The sequence below is a fragment of the Agrobacterium sp. K11 genome, from assembly GCF_059429395.1.
In genome coordinates, this window is sequence record NZ_JCAHRB010000015.1 from 73,270 (window position 1) to 96,154 (window position 22,885).

The window sequence follows — 22,885 nt, forward strand, 5'->3', positions numbered from 1 at the left end:
ACAACCGACTCCGGACCGAAGGCCGCCCCTACACGGATCAGGTATTAGCACACGCCATCGTACCATGCTTTGCATTGAGCGGCCTTATCGGCCGGTTCGCGAGCCAGGGGACGGCGTGTCGGGGAGGGCGGCGATTTGCGTTCTTCTGGGGGGCAGTTTCAGGGACGAGGTCTGTCGGGACGCAACTTCATGTCACGCGGCGCAAGCGCATATCGTTACCGCCAGCGAACATATCGATGAGCATTATGCGTCTTAACTTACTGATATCTTTGATGAAGGTGGTGAGAGCGCAGGGATTCGAACCCTGGACCTACTGATTAAAAGTCAGGCTTTTATGTAATGTTTTTAAACCGCTTAATTTCAAACTGCATCTTATAACGTACATCGAGTTTCAAAGACTTACAGTAAGTCTGCAAACTGAAAAAGCGACTGAATTTTTCAGTCGCCTTACAGTACGGTTACATTCAGGGTTGCGTCAAGCTACTTCTTTTTGCCCTGATAATCCTCCAACTTGGCGATGGCTTGTTCTGCGAGTTCAGCTCGTCCGCCCAGATAGTGAGCGTCAAGGATAGCGTCGACGTCGCGCAGGCTGTGGCCGGTGATTGACGCGATTTGGCTGTTGTTGCAACCCGCCATGGCCAGACGAGTGACCGCAGTTCCGCGTAGATCGTGGAACGTCAGATCATCGATGCCAGCCTTTGCTTTTGTTTTCTGGAACGATGTGTCGAAGCCATCCGACGTCCAAGGGATCTTCTTTTTCGTGTTGGTGAGAATCACCGTCGACCGTCGCGGCATCGCGTCCAAAATCTGTTTCAGTTCGTTGCCGCACGGGATTTTTACGCGCGCGCCCGTCTTGCTCTGCTTCACCTTGATGGTCTTGCCGTCGTAGTCGCTCCATGGGGCAACCAGCAGGTCGCCTTTGCGCTGGCCAGTCCACAGGGCGAAGATAACTGCAGCCTTTATCTCCGTCGTCGCAATGGCGAACAGCTTCTGCAAGTGCTCTTCTGTCCAGATGTTTTCGGTGCGGTCGGCGGAATAAAGGCGGCCGCCTTTCTCCGCAATGTTCACTGACAGCCTGCCGCGGTCCTTGCCGAAGGAAAGAATGCGGGCAAGGGTGGTCCACGCATAATCCGCTGTACGAGGCTTGTCCGCCATGCTGTCGCGCCACTTCTTGAGCTCGCCTCGGTAGCGCGGATCCTGGAGCATGAAGAATGGCGCTTTGCCGAACTTCTCTCGAATTAGATCGAGGTACCGGTCATATTCGCGGCGTGTCTTGTCGGCTTTCGATAGGAACTCGGTCGACGCCCTATATTCGGTAATGAGGGCTCCCAACGTTTCGCTTGGGTCAACGTGGCGATCCTTCGTCGCGTCCGAAAACGCCTTGATCAACATGGGATCGCCCGGCTGCATTGGCTCGCCGCTCTTTGCTTTGAGAAGCGGACCGCCGCGCCAGGCGTAGCAGTAATAGATGGTCTTGCCGCTCGCGAGGGTCTTTTTGACCTTCATCAGCCCTTTGAGCTTAACTCGCATTTTCCCTCATCCATTTCTCATATGGGTCTTCGTTGTCATTGGCTGACAAGCCGCTCAGTTCGTCAAGGCGAGCATCGATCGCCTTTTTGTCCCATCTTCTGGTGCCGGCGATCGGCTGCGGCATCTTGAGAGTGGCCACCCACATCGAGAACGTGGACTCGGCTATGCCAAGATATTCTGCAGCCTCCTTGCGGCCGACGAGGCGAGGGGAGTTGTCATTGGCTGGTGACATTGCCACCCTCCTGCTTTGCGGGTGCTGCGGGGAGATCGTTGGCTCTACGGCGGAAATACAGTTCCTCGTGATTGCTGAACCTATCCCAGCCCGCATCAGGGGTGTTTACCCTGCCTCGATCTGTGTCGATTTCCCACCCTTCGCCGTCCGGCCAAACGTCGGCATGACTTGTGCCCGACTTCCTGCAGGTTTCAATTGTTAAGCGCTCCCACCCCGTCACATCCAGCATCTGTGTGGCAAGTTCGTTGACAAGAGAGACAATCGAGATGCCAGTGGCAGACCACTTCCTTCCGAGCTTTTCACAAAGAAGTTTCTCCACGTCTATAACTTTGCAGTATCCATTCTGCTCATAATCGTCGTGCACCTGTGCGGAGATGGCGGAGCGGATGCGGGCCTCGTAGTCGGATTGGGCGGCGGCTTTGGCTTCAGCTAAACCACCGTCTACGATTGACCCATGCCCCTGTTTCCAAGGCGACCAGCAAGCCGTGCCGTTGATTTCCCAAACGCTGTAATGACCAAAAGGGCTTTCTGCTATTTCGGTATAGGTTCCGGGATGGCCTTCCACCCACTCCAAAGCCTTCACGGCCACGCATGGCGCGGGAGGGGCGGCGTAGAGCGGGATGCAAGGGAAGAATTTTGCCTGATCTTGCGAATACACGATATTAGTAAGCCAAGGTTCGGCGGCTGTCATCTGCTCCCATCTGCGAGCAGGCAGCCATGCTACAGGCTCCGCAGCGGACAGGGCGGCTTCGAGGGCGGCAAGTGCGGCATGAGCGCGGCGGACATCGCCGAACGTCATTGGCAGCGGGCCTTCCGTTGTCCAGCCGACACTGTCCTCGTCAGCGTCATTCATTTTCAAAGCGCCAGTTTCCTCAGCAATAATGCTGAGGAGTGATCGCAGATCGGAAATGCTCTCGGCGGCGCCCATTATCTTCTCCTCCCATTGTCATTCGCCGCGACGAGCTCACGCAGCTTGGAGGCGATGACGCGGTTGCGGCCATCCTTCCTGCGCTCGTGCCATTTGGCGACAGCGACAAGGACGGCCGTCGGTGCGGTTTCGGGTGAAAGGTTGGCTACGACTTCAAGGCCGTTGCCGCCATAAGGGGCAGGGGTGTAGGTGGTGTCGCGTCTTCTCGACATTTGTGTCTCCTCGGATGTGGTGTGGTGGTGGGTGGTGCCTTGTTTGGTAGGGCGGTTATTAAGCCCAGATCAGCACTGCGGCAATGAAGAGCGACAAAGCCAGAAAACTGGCGATGTCCTTCATCAGGTCGGCGTGCAGTGTAAGGATGATCTGCTGAACGGTGACCGGTTTTTCGACGACAGCCGTGCTCATTCGTCGGCCTTAAGCGCCTCGACGCTGCCGACGCGGACGAAGACTTCGAAGGTGCCGCCATGCTCTTTCTGCAGGCGTGCGGCTTCAATCAGGGCGGAATCGTAGGAGGGGTGCTCGAAGGGCCACATGCAGGGACGGATGCGTCCAGTGCTGTCGCCACGGCGGAATACGAAGTGGCCGCCGCCAACTTCCTCGCCGTTACGCGGCTTTTTGGGGAAGCGGCGCATGTACTCATATTTCGTCTTGGGCTTGCCGTGCTTCTTGGCCTTGTGGTCCGGGCGCAGCATGGGCTCATCGGACTGGGCGGCAACGGCGACGTCGTCAAACTCTTCGGGACGTGGTCTGTACATGGTGTATCTCCTCTTGTGGTGGCCAGCTTGGCTTGCTGGGTACAACAGGAGATATAGGCCTACAAACTTTCATCGTCAATCACAAAGTTTGTAATTTTGTGAATTTAATATTTGCCAGCGAGAACGATCGGGTGAGTCGTTAGGACCTCATTGACGTCAAACTGGATTTCGATCGGCGGATTGTACTGCCGGAGAACCAGGTTGTTACCCTGACGGCCAACGTACTCTTTGACGTAACCCCAAGGCGGAGAGCCATCGTCTTCTATAGGTTTAAGCTGGACAATCACGTCGTCGCCTCGACGAGCTGGCTTTCCCGGGTGAACCCACACTGTCTCACCAGCCTTGAAGCGCGGAAACATCGACTCGCCATCTATATAGACCGCATAGGCACCCGCTACGTTCTCTAGAGAGGGAGGGCAAACGACATAGTCGATTATGCTACCGTTGAATATGTAGCGGCCATCCTCCCCACCAACTGCCATGCCTAGGACGGGGAGCATTTTGTTGGTCGTAACTACTTGAGCTGCAGGCATTATTGTTGCATTTGGAGCAACAATTGTGCTTGGCTTTTGGGGGTAAGGTATTCCAAGGTCGTCTAGGATCGCCGTCGTTCCTGCCCGATACGAAGCGGTATGCGGAGCGGCGGGATCACCGTTCCAAACATAATGATCTTGACCGCGCGCCTCGCGAAAAAGCTCTTGCATTTTCCTGTGTGGAATACCTAGCGCATCGGCCGCCGCCTTCCAATAATGAGGACGAAGAACGTCTCCCTTGATGAAATTACTGATGTTCTGTTGGCTTGTTCCCACGACCCGGGCGAGTTCGCTGGCGTTGCCGTCAAACTTTTCCTGGAGTTTTTCATTGAGGAGGCGTGTAAGGGCCGTTTCCATCGTTCTCATTCCTCATGGTTCACAATTATTTAGCAAAAAACACGCATTCATACAAACAAACTTATTGACCTAATATTTGTTTGTGATAATTTGTGAATCAACAGCGGCCAAACAGAAGCCGGCAGGGCAAAAGACCCGAAAGACGAAACTGCAAATGAAAGGGAATGCACGTGATGAAAGACTCCGAAAGAAGACGGTCCACGACCCAAGCGATGACCGCGAGAAGAAGATGGGTGCATGAGGCGCCTGAGCGCAGAAGAAGATGGCGGCCAGTGACCGGGCCGCCGTAACCGCCAGAAACCAACTGGCGATAACAAAATCAATAATGCCAGAAGGGGAGACGACTATGAGAAAGACCGCAAACAATGACTTCGAAAACTTAGCGCCGGTGGAGCATGAAGCTCTGCCGGCGTTGTCGTGCATGCAGCATAAAACGAAAAGGGGCGTAATGAGCCGGCACCACCCGTAACTCCGCCCCTTCTCCGTACTAACACGCCGAGGAGACCTTCGCCGTAAGGCGGGATCAAAGCGCGTGTTCCATATCCGACACCACATCGGACACACAATTCCTACACAAATTTGTAGGAATTGTCAAGTGGCAATACGGGTTACCAACCTGCTATGCCGTCACCACCCGCTCCGAAAGGACGATCACATGTACAGCTTCCACGTTCTTCACTTCAAGCTGCGAGCCATCGTAGCGGCTAAGCTGAACAGCGCCGTTGCTCATTCCTTCAAATCGTCCGATCCAAGCGGATCCGCCCGAATGTGCGAGCACGTCGTCACCAACGGCTGGCCAGCGGGAAGGGTCAAGCCACGCTTTCACGCCGACGTGGAAGACGGGCTCCATCACTTTCGTGTCGATGACGATTGCGTACCGGCCCTCGGGAATACGTTTGCGACCGTCGTTGATGGGCTCGAATTTGAATTTGCCGGCCTTGCGGTCGGAGATCTTGCCGTAGGTGCGGGCAACCGTAATAGGCGTGATGGAAGGAGCGGTTTCTGCCGCCTCGCGAGCCATCTCTGCCACGTCATCTTCGGAGACACCCAGGAAGGCGGCAATCGCCGGGAATTGCCTAGGTCTTGGAATGACGCCAGCCTTCCAGGTGCTGTAGGTCTGCTGAGGCACACCTAGCTCTTCGTACACAGCGCGATCCTTTACGGCTCTCCGCTTCTGTTCTTTCAGTATCGACTGCAGGAGGCGCGACTTAACTTCAGGCATGCATCCACCTTGGTGAAATCTTGACAAATTTGTAAAAATAGTTTAGTTTCATAACCCTGCTGCTTTGTCAACCACAAGGCGGCCACCACGCAGAGGAGACGACATGACACTTATCACCAGCACAATGCTGGCGGATATGCACGCGCGCCGTGAAAACGGTGAGAGCGTCGCAGATATTGCCGCCAGACACAACGTCAAGCCGATGGCCGCATACCAGCGGCTGCGGCGCGCATACGGCCTGCACAAGCAGCGCGCCTTCATCCCAGCCAATGACAACAATCCAGACCGCACTACGCACCTGGCACCGCACAACGGCGGTTGCTCCACGCTCTCCGGCCTTATGCCGGTTTCACTGCCGCGTGTTCTTACCGCCGCAAACGACAATGCTGACGATCTGGCAGCCGGGCAGGCGGTCAACGACTACGCGCTGCGTGGGGTGGCGGCATGACCTGCGACTGCGAATTCTTCAATTTCGGCGATCCAGTCCGCAATCGACAAAACCCTCATCTCACTGGCGTCGTCATCGGCGATCGCAACTGGGGCAGCGAGTACCAGGTGCGCCTTGCTGACGGCGCGACGACGATCTGGTGGCACGGCTTCGAGATCGAGCACGATCCGGATGGCGAACCGCCAGCAAAAGAGGACGACGACACCAACGTCGTCGAGGTGGACTTCATACAACGGCGCGCGATGACCGCCGAAACAACAACGGAAGGAGCGGCGTGATGGGTGAGCAGAGATACAAGGTTGGCGACTGGGTTCGCGTGAAGGACAATCGCGGCGCTCCACTGGACTACAAGGTCGGCGATGTGTGCCAGGTCAGCGCCGTGCGCGACGATCTAGTCTTTTCGAATAAAAAGCCCGGAATGTTTGCCAAGCGCTTCGAACCCTGGCAGCCGCGCGTCGGAGAGCGGGTAAGGGTCGTTAGGGCCGAACTCTCACATAAGGCCGACCGCATTGGCCTTGAGTTCAATGTAACCCACGAAGCCTACAAGGTATGCAACGGGGTGCAGACTTGGGGCGGAGACAACGCGGGAGGCTATGTCTGGCGCGCGGACGAACTTGAGCCAATCCCCACCACCCCAGAACAGCCCGCCACTATCAAGATCGAGGCTGGCAAGTTCTACAAGACGCGCGACGGACGGAAGGTCGGGCCGATAGTCGAAGACAAGTGGCACGATCGCCAGTATGGCTGGACAGTAGGGCACGAATTCAACGCCGAGTACGGCAAGGCGTGGCGCGGGGATGGAACGTTCCATCCCGACGTTGACACGAAACATGGTGCCGACCTCATCACCGAATGGACCGACGAGCCTATCGCTAAGGCCAACAACGACAACGGCAAGCCGAAGTTCAAGGTTGGCGATCGGGTTGTTTGCCCCATGGGGTGCGGCTTGGCTACCGTTACTACAGTCAGGGCCGACGGAAAGTACCTCGTCAACTGGGATGACGGTCAAGTCGGTGATGTCTGGTGGAGTGATGAAGACTTTGAACTCGTCGCGTTGCAACGCACCACCGCCATCGTCGCCCTCATCGAGAACGGCCAGCCCAAGCCATCCTCAACGCCGCACGTTCACACGTCCACCGGCGCGGCCGAGAAGGAAGCCAAGCGCCTTGCTGCAAAATACAAGGGCCAGCAGTTCGGCGTGTTCACGCTGACCACCACCCACGAAGAAGCCGCGCCGGTCTATGACCACAAGTGGCAGAACATGGCGTACCTAGGCCTCAAGATTGATGCCATCAAGGAACTGCGAGCTGTTGCCGGCCTTACTTTGAAGGGTGCCAAAGACGCCGTCGAGGCATGGATCGAATACGAGAACGCAGCCTAACCAGCGCTAGCGGCTGGCCACCAACCAGCCGCACTTCACCATACATTGAGGAGACTATTATGAAGGATGCTTTTGCAATCCTCGGCGCGACGCTCATCACGCTTGTGCCGCTCAGCGCTGTCGTTGCTGCAGTCGCAGCTTGGGTAACGCACGTCTACGTATGTATTCAGGGAAGCTCGTGGATCCTGCTTGCTTTCGGTTGTGTCGTCGCGCCGGTCGGCATCATCCACGGCGTCGGTGTTTGGCTGGGGGCGTTCTGATGACGTCCCCTTGGTACACCGAATCCATCACCGCACCTCCGCTCGACCACGTGCCGGTCACGCCTACGCCACGCAAATACGTCCTTCGCGGACTGAAGCGCGGCGGCATTGCTGCGGTGACAGCAGCGGCGGCAATCGCCCTCATCACGCTGTTCCCGTTAGCGATCGTGGCAATCGTCGTGCTTGGCACCTTCTGGTGGCTCTTTTGCCTCCTGTTCGCACGCTGATCGCTCATTGGCGGTGGCTCATTGTCTTTGCAGCCGCAGCCTACATCGCAGCCATCATTTTCACCGCACCACCACACTGAGGAGGCTTAATGGCTATCAAATGGGATGAACTGAAGGACACTTCAGACACCGATCCACCGATCACCACCCTTTACGGCGGCGCAAAGCTGGGCAAGACGACCTTGGCGTCTGAATGGCCGGCTCCGTACTATTGCCGCACTGGAGAAGGCGAGAGACAGAGCGCAGGCACGCCGATGAAGTCTTTCGGCGTTTCCGAGAACTATGAAGATGTCGTCGACCAAATCACCTACATCCTGGAAGCAGAACACGATCGTCGCACGTTCGTCCTCGATGCGCTCGACGGCATGGAGGTCTTCGTCAATGCCGAGGCTTGCGCTCGAAACGGCTGGGCAGACATCGAGGAGCCAGGATTCGGAAAAGGCTACGCGGCGGCCCACTCGGTCTGGCTGGAGTTTATCAAGCTTTTGCTGAAACTGAAGAAGGCCGGATACTACGTCGTACTCATCTCGCACGTGAAGGCCAAGACCGTACCCGGCGTCACGACCGACAGCTACCCTCGCTACATGCTCAATCTGCGCGACGACGCGGGTAGCGCGATATGCGATGCCTCGGACCTTATTGGCTTCCTGCATCAGCGCGTGTCGATCGCAAAGGAAGATCTTGGCTTCAAGAAAACTGCAAAACGCGGGCAGGGCGGCGGCGAGGTCAATATCGCTGTGCAGGAACGTCCAGGCTTCATCGCTGGCAACCGGTACCAGATTGCAAAGCCCATTCTCGAATACAAGCAGGGGCAGGGCTTTGCCGCTCTCAACCAATACTTCCCTCCGCAGCCTGACATTGTGACCGCGGCGGTTTCTGATGAGCAGGAGGAGGAGGCGGCATGACCATGTTCCGCGGAGAGTCGTGGTTCGCGTGGCACCCCGTAAAGGCGCGCACTCGCTCCGGCCAGTTGATCTGGGTCTGGCTCACTTATGTCTGGCGCGACCAGGCATCGACGCAATTCGGTAGCGGGCCTTTCCGCTACTACCTCCGCTAAGGCACCCCAACACACCACAGGAGACTACGCATGGCCAAGATTGGCGTAAGAGTCGAAGCGACCGAAGAGAACACCCAGCAGCGCGATTTCACCAACCTGCCGAATGGCGACTACCAGCTTGAGATCAGCGCGTCCGAGATCAAGGAAAAGAACAAGGATACCCGCGACCACGCCATCAATCTGAGCGTGACAATCGACGTCCTTGCTCCCGAGGAACTCAAAGGCCGCAAGGTCTTCAACAACTATAATCTGCAGCATCCAAATTCTCAGACGCAGGAGATCGGCCAGCGCCAGTTTGCCTGCCTCCTGCGCTCACTCGGCCTCAATGAGGCTCCTGAAGATTCTGATGAATTGCATTTCATCTCGTTCTTTGCCCGCATCGGAATGGGCAAGGACAGCAAGGAGAAAAACGCCGACGGTACCCCGAAGTACGCGGCCCGCAACGAGTTGAAGAAGTACTACTACCCAGATGAGGGCAACCTGCCTGAGCCGAAGGTTGATGCTGCGCCACAGCCAGCAGCAGCAAACGACAACCGCCGCACTGCCGCCAGCAACGACAACAAGCCCGCCGCTGCGGCCGCTGGCACGACGCGCCGGCCGTGGGGCAGCAAGTAACCGTCAACGCGGGCTGTCTCACCAGCAGCCCGCTACTTCACCACATTTGAGGAGACACCCATGCACCTTGTCATCCACAAGGAAGACCTGACGCGTGCGCTTGCGGCCACGACGAAGGTCGTCGAGGCGAGATCCACCATCCCCATCCTTTCGAGCGTTCAGCTTGCGGCTGCCGGCGACGGGCTCGCGATCACCGCGACCGACCTCGATATCAGCGCCACCGCAGGTGTCCCTGCTGAGGTCAGCAAGCTAGGGAACATCTGCGTCAGCGCAAAGCTGCTCAACGACATCGCGCGAAAGGCAACCGGCGACATCACCATGACACTGGATGGTGACAAACTTCTGGTGAAGTCCGGACGGTCGCGCTTTTCTCTTGCCACGCTGTCAGCAGATGACTTCCCAACGCTCGGCGACGACAAGTTCGACGCTGAATTCGAGATCGATCTGGCAGGACTGTTCGCACCAGTGTCGTTCGCCATTTCGACCGAAGAAACGCGCTATTATCTGAACGGCGTGTTCTTCAAGGGCGACGTCAAGTCGGAAGCCGTAGCCACCGACGGCCATCGTCTCGGCCGCCACTACGGTCCAGAGCTGCCAGCCTTCGACGGCATTATCGTGCCGCGCAAGACCGTTGGCCTGTTGCCAAAAGGCAAGGTGCAGGTGGCTGTGAGCCAGCAGAAAATCCGCATTGTCTCGGACGACGTGCGCATTACCTCAAAGCTGATTGACGGCACATTCCCAGATTACGAACGTGTCATTCCGAAAAGCAACGAACGCGTCGTGACTGTAGATCGCGATGCACTGATGAAGGCGTCCGATCGTGTGTCGACGGTGTCGTCTGAGCGTGGCCGCGCCGTTAAGTTCAGCATCGCGCCCGGCAGCATCGCGCTCGCTGTTGCAGCTGGCGAGGCGTCGGCAAATGACGAAGTTGAGGCGGAATACAGCGGCGAGCCGATGGATATCGGGTTCAATGCGGCATACGTCCGCGACGTGCTGAATGTGTTGCCAGCTGGTCCGGTCAAGCTGGCCTTGCAGGACGGCGGCACGCCGGGGCTGATCACGTCCGACGGCTTCGAGGGGCTGACGCTCGTTTGCATGCCGATGCGCGTCTGATGAGCGCCGAGAACCAGAACGGCGGGCTATGGAGGCCCGCCAACTCCACCGAAGGCGCAGATTTCGAGCGCAGCTGGTGTCGTCACTGCCGCAGTGATGAGGGCGAAAACTGGGAAGACGAGTTCGGCAATGACGTCCCTGGCGTCTGTGTAATCCGAGCACAAGCCCTTTGGGGCGGCCAGCCTGACGAATGGGTGCGCCGTGATGGCATGCCTTGGTGCCTGGCCTTCACGCAGGATCCCGACAAGCCAGCGCGCTGCCTGTTTACGAAGGAGATGGATGTATGAAATCGTTTATGGGAATGCCCATCGTCACGAACCGACTCCTCACTGTTCCGGCAGAGGATTGGTCACGCGTTAGATCGCCAAGCCGCGCGCGACGCCGCATGCGTCGAGGTTTCCGACAGAACGTCCGATACTACGATGCGCCCACGCCCAAGGCGATGGTTGTCGGTGGCGTGATGTATGTGCACCCTGACATGCTTGCTGCAATGATGAAACGCGCGCACGAAGCGGGGTCGTTCGTCTAATGGCCCCACTACCCAAAGCAGAATCCAGCACAGTCAGAGCTATCTACGCCGCCTACGAAGCCGCAGCCTCGTCATGGGATAGCCTCGGTATCTCCGTCGGCGAGGCCAACAATCCATGCGATCGATCGCTCTGGTATGCGTTTCGATGGGCAACTCAGCTCGAAAAGCACCACGGCCGTCAACTGCGACTATTCGAAACCGGCAACATTGAAGAAGACCGGCTCGTTGCCGACCTCGAGCAGATCGGTGTCGATGTCTACGGCCAGCAGGACAAGATCAGGCTGGTGCAAGGGCATGTACGCGGCAAATGCGACGGCAAGGCCATGGGCGTTGTTGAGGCGCCAAAGACTGAGCACCTGCTTGAGTTTAAATCAAGTAATGCCAAAGGCATGAAGCTGATTGTTAAAGACGGATGCGAGAAGGCCAAGCCGCTTCATTATGGCCAATGCCAGCTCGGAATGCATGCCTTTGGACTGTCACGCTGCCTCTACCTCGTCAACTGCAAAGATGACGACACGCTCTATGCCGAGCGCATCGAATACGATCCGGAGTTCTGCCTGCGTCTGCTGGCGCGGCTGGAGCGAATTATCAACTCGCCGGAGCCGCCTTCACGCATCAACGAGGCACAGGACTGGTTCGAATGCATGTTCTGCAAGCACAAGCCTGTCTGCAAGGAGGGCGCTTGGCCCCGCGTGACGTGCCGGTCCTGCATCCACTCTTCACCGGAGATGGGCGGCGATGGTCATTGGTCCTGCGCGCGCTGGGCGAAACCGATCTCGTTCGACGAGCAGAAAGAAGGCTGCCCTACGCATCTGACAATTCCGGCTCTCGTGCCTGGCGAACAGACGGATTGCGACGAGGAGGCAGAGACGATCACTTACGTGCTGCGGGACGGCACGAGATGGATTGATGGCGCCACCACCGCCTAACACCACTTGAGGAGACAATCATGCCACCTATTGCGGCGAATGATAACAACCCGCGCAGTCCCGAGTTCGACCGCAAGTTACTGGCCTATGAGCCGGCACTGCGAAGACTGGCGCGCAAGATCACCAGGAACGAAGACGCGGCCGACGAGCTGTTTCAGTCGGCGATGGTCGTCATGTTGCGCCGTCATCGCGAATGCCGCCTTGAGACATTCTGGACGTGGGCCGTAATGTGCGTGCGCGGGACGGCGCAGGATTTCATTCGCACCAACTCGACCAAATCCCGCACGGCTGAAGTTTGCAGCCTTTCAGCCTTCGAAGAGATGCCGGGCTCGACTGATCCCGCCCAAGAGGAGGGCACCGACCTGTCGCGTGTCGTTTCCCTGCTGGACGGCCGTGACGGCACGGTGCTGATGCGCAGGGCGATGGGAGAGACGCTCGAAGCCATCGGCAACGATCACGGCCTCACCAAGGAGCGCGTGCGGCAGATCGTCATCAAGGAGCGGGCGAGGGTGCTCGGGTTGCTGCGGGAGGCGGCTTAGTCCAGGACGTCGAAGCCGGTTGAGGCAAACGCAACGCGAATATCCTTTGATCCATGCATACGATAATGGACGGTAAATCCTAGAACGAACCCACCTTGCTTGGATTTATCGGGAAAGTTTACGTTGAAAATGCTGGTGGATATGGCTGGCATATCGCTGGAGAACCGCCCGGAAAGCCGAAATGGCACGTCAAATACGTAGTCTTTCTTCCCTTGGACCACGACATCATAAATGGCAGAAACGAGGTCACGAACCTCCTCAGCGCCACGATGAACAACCGCCCAATCCGGGTAGTCGAGCTTGATACTCAGCACATAAAGCGGAAGCCGATTGTGGTTGACTATCTCGATAGCGACCCTGTGCCGATAGCTCTTGCCGTCATCTGGCAACTGGTAAGCGCTGAAAACTGGCTCCAAGTCGCCCAGCACTGCGTCCGCCTGCCGTTTTGCCTGACGGGCTGACGAAAACGCAAACACAGCGGCAAGTATTGCCGCAACTGCAGAAAAACCTGCAACCCAATCGTTCATATCAAAGTCTGGAATTTCCATGCTCCAACTACGCCACTATCAAGAAGAAGCAGAAAACGCTGTTTTCGACTATTGGTCAACGACGGCTGGCAATCCGCTCGTCGACCTTGCGACGGGCTGCGGCAAGTCTCTCCTGATGGCTTCGCTTATCAAGAGACTGGTCGAAGGCTGGCCTGACATGCGGATACTCGTGGCAACCCACGTGGCGGAGTTGATCGAGCAGAATTACCTTGAGCTGCTCGGCATATGGCCGTTTGCCCCTGCCGGCATTTTTTCGGCCGGCCTTGGTCGTCGTGACGCGCGCAGCCAGATCATTTTCGCGGGTATTCAAACCGTGCACAGCAAAGCTGCGCTTATCGGCCATATCGACGTGTTGATGGTCGACGAGTGCCATTTGATACCCGCCAACAGCAACACGATGTATGGTCGCTTCATCGCGGCCCTGCGTGCTATCAACCCGGACATGAAGATCCTGGGGCTAACCGCTACGCCCTACCGGTTGGACACCGGCAGGCTAGACGAGGGCGACGATCGTCTGTTCGACCAGATCGTTTACACTTACGGCATCGCCGACGGTGTTGCTGATGGCTATCTGGCGCCGCTTTCGTCCAAGGCGACCGCCACAACGTTCGACATGAAGGGCGTTGGCAGGCAGGGCGGCGATTACAAGCAGTCCGCGTTGCAGGCTGCCGTGGACAAGATGGACGTAACACGGTCTGCCGTTGATGAGATTTTTGCGAAGGGCGCCGACCGTAAGTCATGGCTTTGCTTCTGCTCGGGCGTCGAGCATGCTGAGCACGTGCGTGACGAGATCCGTTCGCGCGGCATCTCCTGCGAGATGATTAGCGGCGAAACTCCGAAGGATGAACGCCGGCGCATCATCGAGGACTTCAAGTCCTACAAGATCCGTGCTCTGACCAACAACTCAGTGCTGACCACAGGCTTCAATCACAAGGGCGTCGATCTGATCGCAGCCCTTCGCCCGACGTTGTCGGTGTCGCTATATGTGCAGATGATGGGTCGCGGCACTCGCGTCATTTACGCGCCTGGCATGCCTCTCGACACGCCTCAGGAGCGCATAGCTGCAATCAAGGCTGGTCCGAAACCTTCGTGCCTCGTGCTAGATTTCGCCGGGCTCGTTGACAAGCATGGACCGGTCGACATGGTGCAGCCAAAGACGCCCAACAAGGGCGACGGCGAAGCACCTGTAAAGGTGTGCCCGTTCGACGTCGAAGACAAAAACGGTCGCTTCGGCTGTGGTGAAAAGGTGCATGCCTCGGCGCGTACATGCTCTTGCTGCGGATATGAGTTCGACATCGACGACAGCCCGAAGATTACGGCGACGGCCGCAGACACGCCGATCATGTCGACGGCTGAACCAGAACCCCGCACCGTCACGTCGCGCAGCTTTTATTACCATGAGGGGAAAGGCGACAAGCCGCCGTCCGTTAAGGTCAGCTACATGTCCGGCATGACGGCGATCAATGAGTGGATTTGCCCGCAACATAGCGGATTCCCGAAGTCAAAGGCCGACCGCTACTGGCGCGCGCATGGCGGCAAGATGCCGTTTCCCAAAACCGTGCTGGAGTGGATCGAGCGGCAGTCGGAACTGGCCGAAACGGTGGAGATAACGGTTAAGCCACGTCAGAAATACTGGGATGTTGTGGGTCATGTGGTCGGGGCCGCCAATGACAACCGCGTGTCACCGGCTAACGACAACGCGCCGGAAGAAGAGGATTGGCGGGCCCTTGTCGAGGACGATATTCCGTTCTAATCTTGACAAATTTGTAAAAACGGTTTAGTTTTGAATACTGCGCCACACCAATGGCGTCACCACATTGAGGAGATGAGAATGAGCGAGAGAAGATCCGCCAACGACAACTACTTGGCCGCTGACGTCGCCAACCTGGAAGCGCTTTTCGCTGACATGCTGGCCGCTTTTCCCGAGCTCGAAGCGGACGAAGAACTGCGCGCCGACATGCTGGAAGGCGAGACCAACTTCCATGCCGTCCTGACGCGTATCGTCAACAGCGAGCGCGACGCAGACAGCCTGGCCAAAGCAGTGGCCGGTCGCATCTCCGATCTGCAAGCGCGCAAGTCGCGCGCCGAGCGCCGCAAGGACGCAATGCGCGGGCTGATGTTCAAGCTGCTGAAAGCCGCTGGCGTGCCGCGCGTTCCGCTGGCTGAGGCGACGATATCCATCGGCAAGAAGGCTGCATCGGTCGAGATCATCGACGAAGCGCTGTTGCCCGCTAATGTCGTGAAAATCACCACGGCGCCGGACAAGAAGGCAATCGCTGACCTTCTCAAGGCTGGCACAGACGTGCCTGGGGCTAAGATGGGTGAGACGGGTGAGCAGTTGTCGGTGAGGGTGGCTTAGGTTTTGGACCAATTAAAGTGCCTATACAGTCCACCAAGATCTTTCGGACGTATATCTGAACCCTGCATTACCTCGATCAAAAAACCAGGAGGCAACTTCTCTGTGCTGTTCATGTTGTATTTGCCACTTACGTCCAGTCGCTGAGAAATCATATCCAGCATGTGCCACACGAAGTAGCATTTTGCGGTTGCAATCCGGATTCTTCTGTAGGCTTCAATCGATGATCTTGTTCTAATTGCCTCCTCTATCTCTCTCCTATGCGCCGACACGGTTGACCCGAGTAGAGGATTTATTGTGTGGAGGGTGGCGGCGTAGATCGGCGTTTGGATAAATGGGGAGGGTTGCTGAACCGTGATCATTGAGGATCCCAATGTTTGGCTGAGCAGTAAGACGGCGTCCCTAAACTCATCGGCCACGATCGAGCAAGCCACCATTGAAGCTTGTTTATTTTTTGCGTCCTCTAACGCGAGCGTAGTAGCAGTAGAATGTCGGGCAGCAATTAACGCGAAAGCGCCAGCAGCGACCGCAAGCGCGCCAGCAATCAACGTCTGATATGGGGAAACCCATTTGAGAAGAATTACCCACCGAATGCCTCTCCAATATTCAGAAAAGCATTCGGAGTAGAAGAACATCCCACAACTGCTCTCGTAGTGCCAAGATACGAACGCCAGCAACATCCACGCGGACAACACGACCCACCAGTACCGTCTGAATATTTCCACGAATTTACCGACCCCGATTCCCCGTCGGCGACATTACCACACCACCCGCCGCGCACCAACGCGGCTTCCGCTTAGGCGGGAACACCACAGTCTGAGGAGACATTATGAACCCGCTACCAGAGGGGCGCTTCGGCGCGGTCCTTGCCGACCCGCCGTGGTCATTCAGAACCTATGCCAACGACAACGTCGCGCCCGCTCGGGGTGCGCAGCCTTATGCCGTGATGTCGCTAGCCGATATTGCGGCGCTGCCAGTTTCCGAAGTCGCGGCGAAGGACTGCCTGCTCTTCATGTGGACCGTCAGTCACCTGCAGCGTGAAGCTTTCGACGTAGCCGCAGCGTGGGGCTTTAAGCCTGTCTCGCTGGCATTTATCTGGGATAAGGGCCGCATGGGCATGGGCTACTGGACCCGGCAGGAAGTCGAGGTGTGCCATCTCTTCAAGCGCGGCAAGCCTCGTCGCCGGTCGCGCGGAGTGAGGTCCGTTATCCGCGCGCCTCGTCGCGAGCATTCTCGCAAGCCCGATGAAACCTACGACCGAATAGAGTCGCTGGTTGCTGGGCCGTACCTCGAGCTGTTCGCGAGGCAGGCGTGGCCGGGTTGGACGGCCTGGGGCAATCAGGTCGGGAAGTTTCATGTGGCGGAGGCAGCTTGATGAACCAGATAGCAAGACAACGAACCGTGGCTGACCTCATCGACGAGTACGAAGAGAAGCTTGCGAACGCTCCTGCCGCTATCGAGGCGGTTAAGGAATCGTGGCGTCTTCTCGAAATGGCTGCCAGCATCGGCGGTAAGTTCGGCGGCAGTATATCCAGGCACTCGCCGCATGTTAGCGATCACGATGTAAAGTCCGCTCTGCTGAAATCTGGATGGCGCGCGATCTATGACCGTTGCCAGATTGACCAGATCGCCAGCGCTGACGACAAGCGGCTATTTGAGCGCACATTCGAGAACCCGCCGGAACTGACCTTTGACAACGCGAAGGCGACATTCGGTGATTACTTAATGCGGCCTCGGTTTCATATCTTGCGCGGTTTGGCAGAGGTATTCAGCCAGCTCGATCACGCCTACAAATCTCACAGCAAGGTCAAGGTAGGCGTCAATGGTTTGCCGAAGCGTGTCATCGTCTCAAACGTCGGCGGCTATGGCTCATATGGCCGTGACAAGATTAGAGACATTATCAATGCCTTGGCGGCATACCGAGGCGAGACACTGGCGACGCATGCCGAGATAGCCGCCCTGGACGCATACCACAGTTACGCGAACGGGCCGAAGGCTGGAGAGATTGTCTTTGATGGCTCTCACTCCGTCACGAAAGACAAGGATGGCGTAGAGACCAGAGCGCCTAACCGAGGACTGACTATCCGCAAATTTCAAAATGGCAATGCTCATGTCATCTTTGATAAGCACGCCTTGCTCGACATCAACAGAGCGCTTGCAGAGTTTTATGGCGATGTTTTGCCAGATGCGGAAGAAGAGGAAGCAAAGCCTCAAGCAAGCACGGCTGTTTCCAAGGATCTCCAGTTCTATTGGACGCCCGAGAAAGTCGTGGAGGAAGCGCTCAGCTTCGCCGGCCTGTACGCTCCACGGCACTATGAAGAAAACCCAGTTCGCCACCGAGTCCTTGAGCCGTCGTGTGGTGATGGAAGAATTCTTGATGGCATTCGCAAGCTCGGCCATTTCGGTTTCGGGATCGAATACCATGCAGGACGGGCCGCTGAAGCGAGGGCCAAGGGGCATTCCGTCCTTACGGGGAACTTTCTTGAGCAACCGGCTCGTGCCGAGTTTGATTTCGTCATCATGAACCCGCCGTTCTACGGTCGTCACTACGCCAAGCATGTCCGCCACGCTGAGAAGTTTTTGAAGCCAGGTGGGATACTCGTTGCAATCCTCCCTTCAACTGCTCGCTACGATCACGGCGAACTCAACGGCTCGTGGCAAGACCTGCCTGTCGCAAGTTTCTCTGAGGCTGGGACAAACGTACCGACCACGATGTTGAAGATCAGGGCAGCGACCAATGACAATTGCCGGAGGGCAGCATGACCAAACTCCCAACAACCCCTCGCCAGCACACGCCCACGGTCGACGCCGACCATAACCCAACAACCTGCTTTGTCTGCGGGATGCACGCCTTCGGTATCGGCGTGAACGCCAACGGCCGCGACAAAGACCCTCACTACATCTGCAGGAGGTGCGCCGTGGGCATCGACAATTATAAGAAGATCGATCGGCTCGACGACTACGAGCTGCGCGCTTTGGACGCCGGCGTTGATGCCGTCGGCGAATACATCGCCGAGCATGGCGTGACGGACCTCGCGCACTTTGACGAACTCATGCAGCGGATGATGGTCAAGGCTGCGTGGGAGGGCTGCGCTCGGGGGCTTAGGGCGGCTTTGTCGGAGGCGCCGTTTTGATGGAGGGCAAGATGCAGCATGCAAATGATAACCACACTGGCCTACGCTTCCTGTCCGTGTGCAGCGGCATCGAAGCCGCCTCTGTCGCTTGGCATCCGCTTGGCTGGCAATGCATCGGCGTGGCAGAAATCGAACCTTTCCCTGCTTTCGTGCTAGCGCACCACTATGGCGCAGGGCGCCCAAAGTACATGCCTAACCCTGGAGAACCGGGCATCAAGCTGAAGGATCAGCGTTCGCGAAAAACTGCCCTCAAGGCAGTGTCCCGGTTGCCGGTCGAGTCGGTTCTGACCAACTGGGGCGACTTCACCAAGATCGACCCCCACAAGCTCGGCCGCGTCGACATCCTGGCCGGAGGCACGCCTTGCCAGGCATTCAGCGTGGCCGGGCTTCGCCAATCTCTCGCCGACGCGCGAGGCAACTTGTCACTCGAATTCGTGAGGCTTGCGCATGAGCTTGCAGCTAACAATGGACTTCGGAATGTCGTCTGGGAAAACGTCGTCGGCGTTCTCAGCACCAAAGACAATGCCTTCGGCTGCTTCCTCGCCGGCCTTGTGGGCGCTGATACCGCCATCCAACCACCGAGAAGAGGAAAATGGGCGCGTCACGGTATGGTCTCTGGACCTAAAGGACGGGCCGCGTGGGCTGTCAAAGATGGGCAATTTTTCGGAGTGGCCCAACGACGCCGACGTGTGCTCGTTGTCGCAGATTTTGGAAACGGGGCAGATCCCGCAGCGGTTCTTTTTGAGCCCGAAAGCATGTTCAGGGATACTCCGCCGAGCCGAGAAGCGGGGAAAGACATTGCCCCTACAATTAGCGCACGCACTAAAGGCGGCGGCGGGCTCGGAACCGACTTCGATCTAGATGTTGGTTTGGTGGAAAGCGTGGCATTTGCGCAGAACACCAGAGATGAAGTCCGCTTGATGGGTGGCGATGGTCAGATCGTTGGCGCCATTGCCGCGCAGCCAGGTATGAAGCAAACGACGTATGTGGCCTCCTACGCCCCAGAAATAGCGCGTTGCGACGCAACGCGCGAAGGCTCGTCGCAGGATTACGAAACTACGACCATAGTGTCTGTCGATGTCTCCCCCACGGTACGCGCTGGCGGCAACAGAACTGGCGGCGACCGTCCGTATGGAACGGACGTCGATACATGCGATAGCCTCGCTGTTGTTCACGCCATACAAGCCGGCGCTCTTCGCACCAATCCAAATAGCGGCCCAGATGGTGTCGGTGTTCAGGAGGGTGTTGCGTACACGTTGGAGGCACGTGCTGAAGTTCAGGCGGTGGCATTTTCCGCCGAGATCGCGCCTACACTTGGTAAGGAAAGCTACAAACCAATGAAATCCAGTAGCGGTCAGATGGTGGATTTTTCCATCGCCACAACATCAGCCGTTCGCCGCCTAACCCCAGTAGAATGCGAACGCCTTCAGGGCTTTCCCGACGGCTACACCGACATCCCTTGGCGTGGTAAAGCACACTCGCCTGACGGCCCGCGTTACAAGGCACTAGGTAACAGTTGGGCCGTTCCGAAATTCATCTGGCTCGGCGAGCGAATTCAAAAACTGATGCCCGTCGCAAACATCAGTGAACCGGTCCAGATCGCCGCTTGACGTAGAGATAATTCAGCAGGTCGACCAGATCGTCGGCCTGCTCCATCTCCAGTCCATCTTGGGGAACGTCGTTCACCTCCGCTGGCTCGCCAGTAAAGATGTCGAAGACGGTCCATGTTTCGTCTTTCTCCTTGCGCATGTCGTACCGATTTTTCTGCATGCCGATACTCCGGAGGTTTCATGCCCGAACATACCACGCCTCTGAGGCCGCTTGAACTAGCGCAACACTACGTCGCCCAAGGCTGGCCCGTGTTTCCCTGCCGCTCACACGCTGAGGAGCATGGCGACCAGGCAACCGGCGAGATCATCACGCTTGGCGAAAAGACGCCTTTGACGCCCAACGGCTTCAAGGGAGCAACTCGCTTTCCGCGCATCATTGAAAGATGGTGGTCGGACTGGCCAAATGCCGCCGTTGGCCTGCCCACGGGCGAGAAGACAGGCTTCTTCGCGCTCGACATCGACAACAAGCCGGGCGGCGCCAATGGCTTCGACTGGCTGGCTGAGATGGAAGCAGAGCATGGTCCGCTGCCCGACACGGCACGCGTGACAAGCCCGAACGGCGGGCTGCATATCTACTTCAAGTATGTCGTGGGCACGCGCAACCGCGGCGCGCTAGGTGCTGGCGTGGATATCCGCTCTGAAGGTGGGTACGTGCTCGCCGCCGGCAGCACGATGGCCAATGGCCGCTCCTACAAGTGGGAAACGGACACGCGCGAAATCGCAGACGCGCCGGCGTGGCTGCTCGACCTGCTGCTGCCGAAGTCGGCGCCCGCTCACACGCAGTACAGTCTGTCTGCTGCGACCAACAACGCCTATGTGGATGCCGCCGTGGACCGTGAGCTGGCGGACCTTGCTGGTGCGCCCATGGGCAGCCGTAACAATGCACTGAACGATGCTGCCTTCTCCATCGGTACCATCGTCGGAGCAGGTGCGATCGGTGAAGCGGAGGCACGCGCGCTGTTGCAAGACGTTGCACGTGGCTGGGGCAGGGACTGGTCACGTTGCTGCAAGACCATTGAAAACGGCCTCAAGGCTGGCATTCAAAACCCGCGCCATATTCCGGAGCCAGAATTCCTGGTGCAGGACAACACGCGCCTCGTCGATATTACGCGTATGATCCAGCGCGGGCTGGAGAAGGGGCGCCTGCGCGAGCAAGCGGCACGGGTCGATGCAGACCTTACCGTACAGGAAGACGTGTCGCAAAACGGCACGGATATTCCCGAGCAGGAAGTCGTATCACCTGCCGGCGACATGGGGCCAGCGAACGACAACGTGCCACAATCGCCGATCACTGCGACGGCATTCAAATGGATCGACCCAAAGACATTGCCGCGCCGCGAGTTTGCCTACGGCTCCCATTTTATCCGCAAGTATGTATCGGTCACGGTATCTCCTGGCGGCCTTGGCAAGACGTCGGCTAGCATCGCCGAAGGCCTTGCCATGGTGTCGGGCAGGGCACTGCTCGGCATCAAGCCACCCAAGCGCTTGCGCACGTGGATATTCAATGCCGAAGACCCGCGTGACGAAATGGAGCGGCGCATCATGGCGGCGTGCATCCACTACAAGCTGAAGCCTGCCGACCTCGAAGGGCATCTGTTCCTCGACAGCGGCCGCGAGCAGGAACTGTGCGTCGCCATCGAAGACAAGAAGGTCGGCGTTCGCATCCAGCAGCCGATCGTCGAAGCCGTGGTTGAACAGATCGAGCGCAACGGCATTGACGTGATGATCGTCGATCCATTCGTGTCCACGCACGGCGTGAACGAGAATGATAACGGCGCGATCGACAAGGTGGCGAAGCTGTGGGCGCAGATCGCCGACTACACCAACTGCTCGATCGATATCGTGCACCATCTGCGCAAGGTCGCCGACCGAGAGGCTACCGTCGAAGACGCTCGAGGTGCCGTATCGTTGATCGGCGCGGCGCGATCGGTGCGCGTCCTCAACCGCATGTCGGAAGAGCAGGCAGGTGAGGCGGGTATCAACAAGGAGGACCGCTTCGGGTACTTCTACACCACCTACGGCAAGTCGAACCTGACGCCGCTTTCGCACCGGGCGGAGTGGAGGCATTTGGTGTCGACGCCGCTTGGCAACGGCACAGGCCTCGCCCAGCCGCAGGACTTCGCGCCAGTGGTTACAGAGTGGCATTGGCCGAGCGCCGAGGATGTGGCGGGAGACCTGACGGAAGACCAGCGTGCGTCCATTCTGGCGGCCGTAAGCGCATCTGACTACAAGAAGTCACCGAAGGCCAAGAACTGGGTCGGAAGCGCTGTAGCGTACGCTGTGGGGCTGGATTTGGACGACAACGTGCAGCGCAAGCGAGCGGCCGGCCTTGTGAGTGCCCTGATGCGAGAAGGCGCGCTTGTCGAGAGGGAGGAGCGCGATCCAGTGCGGCGGGAGCTGGCGGTATTTGTGAGGGCGGGTTAGGATCTGCCGTATGTTACGAAAAATAAAGCCGCGAGCCCTCTTTGTGGGGTCGGCGGCTTTTTCTTTTGCGATACGAACCTCAATTGGGTTCTTTCGTTTCTCTGTAAGCCCACGGTGAAGGCCGTCTTGCGATGACGGCCTGCTGACTGCCAGTCCTA

At 57.8% G+C, this 22,885-nt stretch carries 29 protein-coding genes; 18 read left to right on the forward strand and 11 right to left on the reverse strand.

Annotation, left to right across the window (positions count from 1 at the left end; genetic code table 11):
* Nucleotides 1-480: 480 nt before the first annotated feature.
* The 8 genes from AC5SEO_RS24700 to AC5SEO_RS24735 form a co-directional block, all read right to left on the reverse strand.
* A complete protein-coding gene (locus AC5SEO_RS24700; RefSeq protein WP_495364100.1) occupies nucleotides 481-1,530 on the reverse strand; it encodes a tyrosine-type recombinase/integrase in 1,050 nt (349 codons plus the stop codon).
* Nucleotides 1,520-1,762: a helix-turn-helix transcriptional regulator gene (locus AC5SEO_RS24705; RefSeq protein WP_174067251.1), complete on the reverse strand. Its 243-nt coding sequence runs from the start codon at nucleotides 1,760-1,762 to the stop codon at nucleotides 1,520-1,522. Before AC5SEO_RS24705 ends, AC5SEO_RS24700 begins: the two co-directional genes overlap by 11 nt.
* Nucleotides 1,746-2,690: a hypothetical protein gene (locus tag AC5SEO_RS24710; RefSeq protein ID WP_495364101.1), complete on the reverse strand. Its 945-nt coding sequence runs from the start codon at nucleotides 2,688-2,690 to the stop codon at nucleotides 1,746-1,748. The genes AC5SEO_RS24705 and AC5SEO_RS24710 overlap by 17 nt, the downstream gene beginning before the upstream one ends.
* On the reverse strand, nucleotides 2,690-2,902 hold the full coding sequence (locus AC5SEO_RS24715) for a hypothetical protein (protein ID WP_025593854.1): 213 nt from the start codon (nucleotides 2,900-2,902) through the stop codon (nucleotides 2,690-2,692). The genes AC5SEO_RS24710 and AC5SEO_RS24715 overlap by 1 nt, the downstream gene beginning before the upstream one ends.
* A gap of 58 nt (nucleotides 2,903-2,960) precedes the next feature.
* Entirely contained in the window at nucleotides 2,961-3,095 is a 135-nt protein-coding gene (locus AC5SEO_RS24720; RefSeq protein ID WP_280113911.1) for a hypothetical protein, read from the reverse strand.
* Nucleotides 3,092-3,445 (reverse strand): hypothetical protein, encoded by a 354-nt coding sequence (locus AC5SEO_RS24725; protein ID WP_495364102.1) that lies wholly within the window; start codon nucleotides 3,443-3,445, stop codon nucleotides 3,092-3,094. Before AC5SEO_RS24725 ends, AC5SEO_RS24720 begins: the two co-directional genes overlap by 4 nt.
* 104 nt (nucleotides 3,446-3,549) lie before the next feature.
* A complete protein-coding gene (locus tag AC5SEO_RS24730; RefSeq protein ID WP_025593851.1) occupies nucleotides 3,550-4,335 on the reverse strand; it encodes a S24 family peptidase in 786 nt (261 codons plus the stop codon).
* A gap of 619 nt (nucleotides 4,336-4,954) precedes the next feature.
* Nucleotides 4,955-5,557: a S24/S26 family peptidase gene (locus AC5SEO_RS24735; RefSeq protein ID WP_029658783.1), complete on the reverse strand. Its 603-nt coding sequence runs from the start codon at nucleotides 5,555-5,557 to the stop codon at nucleotides 4,955-4,957.
* A gap of 103 nt (nucleotides 5,558-5,660) precedes the next feature.
* Here AC5SEO_RS24735 and AC5SEO_RS24740 point away from each other — a divergent pair, with 103 nt between their 5' ends.
* From AC5SEO_RS24740 to AC5SEO_RS24790, 11 genes are all read left to right on the forward strand, one after another.
* A complete protein-coding gene (locus tag AC5SEO_RS24740; protein WP_495364103.1) occupies nucleotides 5,661-6,005 on the forward strand; it encodes a hypothetical protein in 345 nt (114 codons plus the stop codon).
* Nucleotides 6,002-6,283, forward strand: coding sequence for a hypothetical protein (locus tag AC5SEO_RS24745; protein WP_495364104.1), 282 nt, complete (start codon nucleotides 6,002-6,004; stop codon nucleotides 6,281-6,283). Before AC5SEO_RS24740 ends, AC5SEO_RS24745 begins: the two co-directional genes overlap by 4 nt.
* A complete protein-coding gene (locus tag AC5SEO_RS24750; protein ID WP_495364105.1) occupies nucleotides 6,283-7,386 on the forward strand; it encodes a hypothetical protein in 1,104 nt (367 codons plus the stop codon). Before AC5SEO_RS24745 ends, AC5SEO_RS24750 begins: the two co-directional genes overlap by 1 nt.
* Nucleotides 7,387-7,445: 59 nt before the next feature.
* Nucleotides 7,446-7,646: a hypothetical protein gene (locus AC5SEO_RS24755; RefSeq protein ID WP_174011553.1), complete on the forward strand. Its 201-nt coding sequence runs from the start codon at nucleotides 7,446-7,448 to the stop codon at nucleotides 7,644-7,646.
* Entirely contained in the window at nucleotides 7,646-7,873 is a 228-nt protein-coding gene (locus AC5SEO_RS24760) for a hypothetical protein (protein ID WP_174011550.1), read from the forward strand. The genes AC5SEO_RS24755 and AC5SEO_RS24760 overlap by 1 nt, the downstream gene beginning before the upstream one ends.
* Before the next feature lie 89 nt (nucleotides 7,874-7,962).
* Entirely contained in the window at nucleotides 7,963-8,778 is an 816-nt protein-coding gene (locus AC5SEO_RS24765; protein WP_174011547.1) for an AAA family ATPase, read from the forward strand.
* Between the two features lie 182 nt (nucleotides 8,779-8,960).
* Entirely contained in the window at nucleotides 8,961-9,545 is a 585-nt protein-coding gene (locus tag AC5SEO_RS24770; protein ID WP_495364106.1) for a DUF669 domain-containing protein, read from the forward strand.
* Nucleotides 9,546-9,605: 60 nt separating this feature from the next.
* Nucleotides 9,606-10,658 (forward strand): DNA polymerase III subunit beta, encoded by a 1,053-nt coding sequence (gene dnaN, locus AC5SEO_RS24775; RefSeq protein ID WP_495364107.1) that lies wholly within the window; start codon nucleotides 9,606-9,608, stop codon nucleotides 10,656-10,658.
* Nucleotides 10,658-10,945 carry a hypothetical protein gene (locus tag AC5SEO_RS24780; RefSeq protein ID WP_495364108.1) on the forward strand — a complete coding sequence of 96 codons (288 nt, stop codon included), beginning with the start codon at nucleotides 10,658-10,660 and terminating at the stop codon, nucleotides 10,943-10,945. The genes dnaN and AC5SEO_RS24780 overlap by 1 nt, the downstream gene beginning before the upstream one ends.
* Before the next feature lie 241 nt (nucleotides 10,946-11,186).
* The gene (locus AC5SEO_RS24785) at nucleotides 11,187-12,116 is read left to right on the forward strand and encodes a PDDEXK family nuclease (protein WP_495364109.1); all 930 of its coding nucleotides are present in this window, start codon (nucleotides 11,187-11,189) and stop codon (nucleotides 12,114-12,116) included.
* 20 nt (nucleotides 12,117-12,136) lie between these two features.
* Nucleotides 12,137-12,655 (forward strand): sigma-70 family RNA polymerase sigma factor, encoded by a 519-nt coding sequence (locus AC5SEO_RS24790; RefSeq protein ID WP_495364110.1) that lies wholly within the window; start codon nucleotides 12,137-12,139, stop codon nucleotides 12,653-12,655.
* Here the strand turns inward: AC5SEO_RS24790 and AC5SEO_RS24795 are convergent.
* Nucleotides 12,652-13,203 carry a hypothetical protein gene (locus tag AC5SEO_RS24795; RefSeq protein ID WP_495364111.1) on the reverse strand — a complete coding sequence of 184 codons (552 nt, stop codon included), beginning with the start codon at nucleotides 13,201-13,203 and terminating at the stop codon, nucleotides 12,652-12,654. The two genes, AC5SEO_RS24790 and AC5SEO_RS24795, sit on opposite strands and share 4 nt — an antisense overlap.
* Here AC5SEO_RS24795 and AC5SEO_RS24800 point away from each other — a divergent pair.
* Both AC5SEO_RS24800 and AC5SEO_RS24805 read left to right on the forward strand, forming a co-directional pair.
* Complete coding sequence (locus AC5SEO_RS24800) at nucleotides 13,202-14,956, forward strand: DEAD/DEAH box helicase (protein WP_495364112.1); 1,755 nt, start codon at nucleotides 13,202-13,204, stop codon at nucleotides 14,954-14,956. The genes AC5SEO_RS24795 and AC5SEO_RS24800 overlap by 2 nt on opposite strands.
* Before the next feature lie 78 nt (nucleotides 14,957-15,034).
* Nucleotides 15,035-15,562: a siphovirus Gp157 family protein gene (locus AC5SEO_RS24805; RefSeq protein WP_495364113.1), complete on the forward strand. Its 528-nt coding sequence runs from the start codon at nucleotides 15,035-15,037 to the stop codon at nucleotides 15,560-15,562.
* Here AC5SEO_RS24805 and AC5SEO_RS24810 read toward each other — a convergent pair.
* On the reverse strand, nucleotides 15,559-16,194 hold the full coding sequence (locus tag AC5SEO_RS24810) for a hypothetical protein (RefSeq protein WP_495364114.1): 636 nt from the start codon (nucleotides 16,192-16,194) through the stop codon (nucleotides 15,559-15,561). The genes AC5SEO_RS24805 and AC5SEO_RS24810 overlap by 4 nt on opposite strands.
* Nucleotides 16,195-16,388: 194 nt before the next feature.
* On the opposite strand from AC5SEO_RS24810, the gene AC5SEO_RS24815 reads away from it, so the two are divergent.
* From AC5SEO_RS24815 to AC5SEO_RS24830, 4 genes are read left to right on the forward strand one after another with little or no spacing between them, the layout of a single operon-like run.
* The gene (locus tag AC5SEO_RS24815; RefSeq protein ID WP_495364115.1) at nucleotides 16,389-16,934 is read left to right on the forward strand and encodes an MT-A70 family methyltransferase; all 546 of its coding nucleotides are present in this window, start codon (nucleotides 16,389-16,391) and stop codon (nucleotides 16,932-16,934) included.
* Nucleotides 16,934-18,322, forward strand: coding sequence for a DUF4942 domain-containing protein (locus AC5SEO_RS24820; protein ID WP_495364116.1), 1,389 nt, complete (start codon nucleotides 16,934-16,936; stop codon nucleotides 18,320-18,322). The genes AC5SEO_RS24815 and AC5SEO_RS24820 overlap by 1 nt, the downstream gene beginning before the upstream one ends.
* Entirely contained in the window at nucleotides 18,319-18,693 is a 375-nt protein-coding gene (locus tag AC5SEO_RS24825) for a DUF6511 domain-containing protein (RefSeq protein WP_078054197.1), read from the forward strand. Before AC5SEO_RS24820 ends, AC5SEO_RS24825 begins: the two co-directional genes overlap by 4 nt.
* Nucleotides 18,693-20,303 carry a DNA cytosine methyltransferase gene (locus AC5SEO_RS24830; RefSeq protein ID WP_495364117.1) on the forward strand — a complete coding sequence of 537 codons (1,611 nt, stop codon included), beginning with the start codon at nucleotides 18,693-18,695 and terminating at the stop codon, nucleotides 20,301-20,303. Before AC5SEO_RS24825 ends, AC5SEO_RS24830 begins: the two co-directional genes overlap by 1 nt.
* Here the strand turns inward: AC5SEO_RS24830 and AC5SEO_RS24835 are convergent.
* The gene (locus AC5SEO_RS24835; protein ID WP_025593806.1) at nucleotides 20,275-20,463 is read right to left on the reverse strand and encodes a hypothetical protein; all 189 of its coding nucleotides are present in this window, start codon (nucleotides 20,461-20,463) and stop codon (nucleotides 20,275-20,277) included. The genes AC5SEO_RS24830 and AC5SEO_RS24835 overlap by 29 nt on opposite strands.
* A 20-nt stretch (nucleotides 20,464-20,483) precedes the next feature.
* On the opposite strand from AC5SEO_RS24835, the gene AC5SEO_RS24840 reads away from it, so the two are divergent.
* The gene (locus tag AC5SEO_RS24840; RefSeq protein ID WP_495364118.1) at nucleotides 20,484-22,727 is read left to right on the forward strand and encodes a bifunctional DNA primase/polymerase; all 2,244 of its coding nucleotides are present in this window, start codon (nucleotides 20,484-20,486) and stop codon (nucleotides 22,725-22,727) included.
* Nucleotides 22,728-22,885 lie beyond the last annotated feature (158 nt).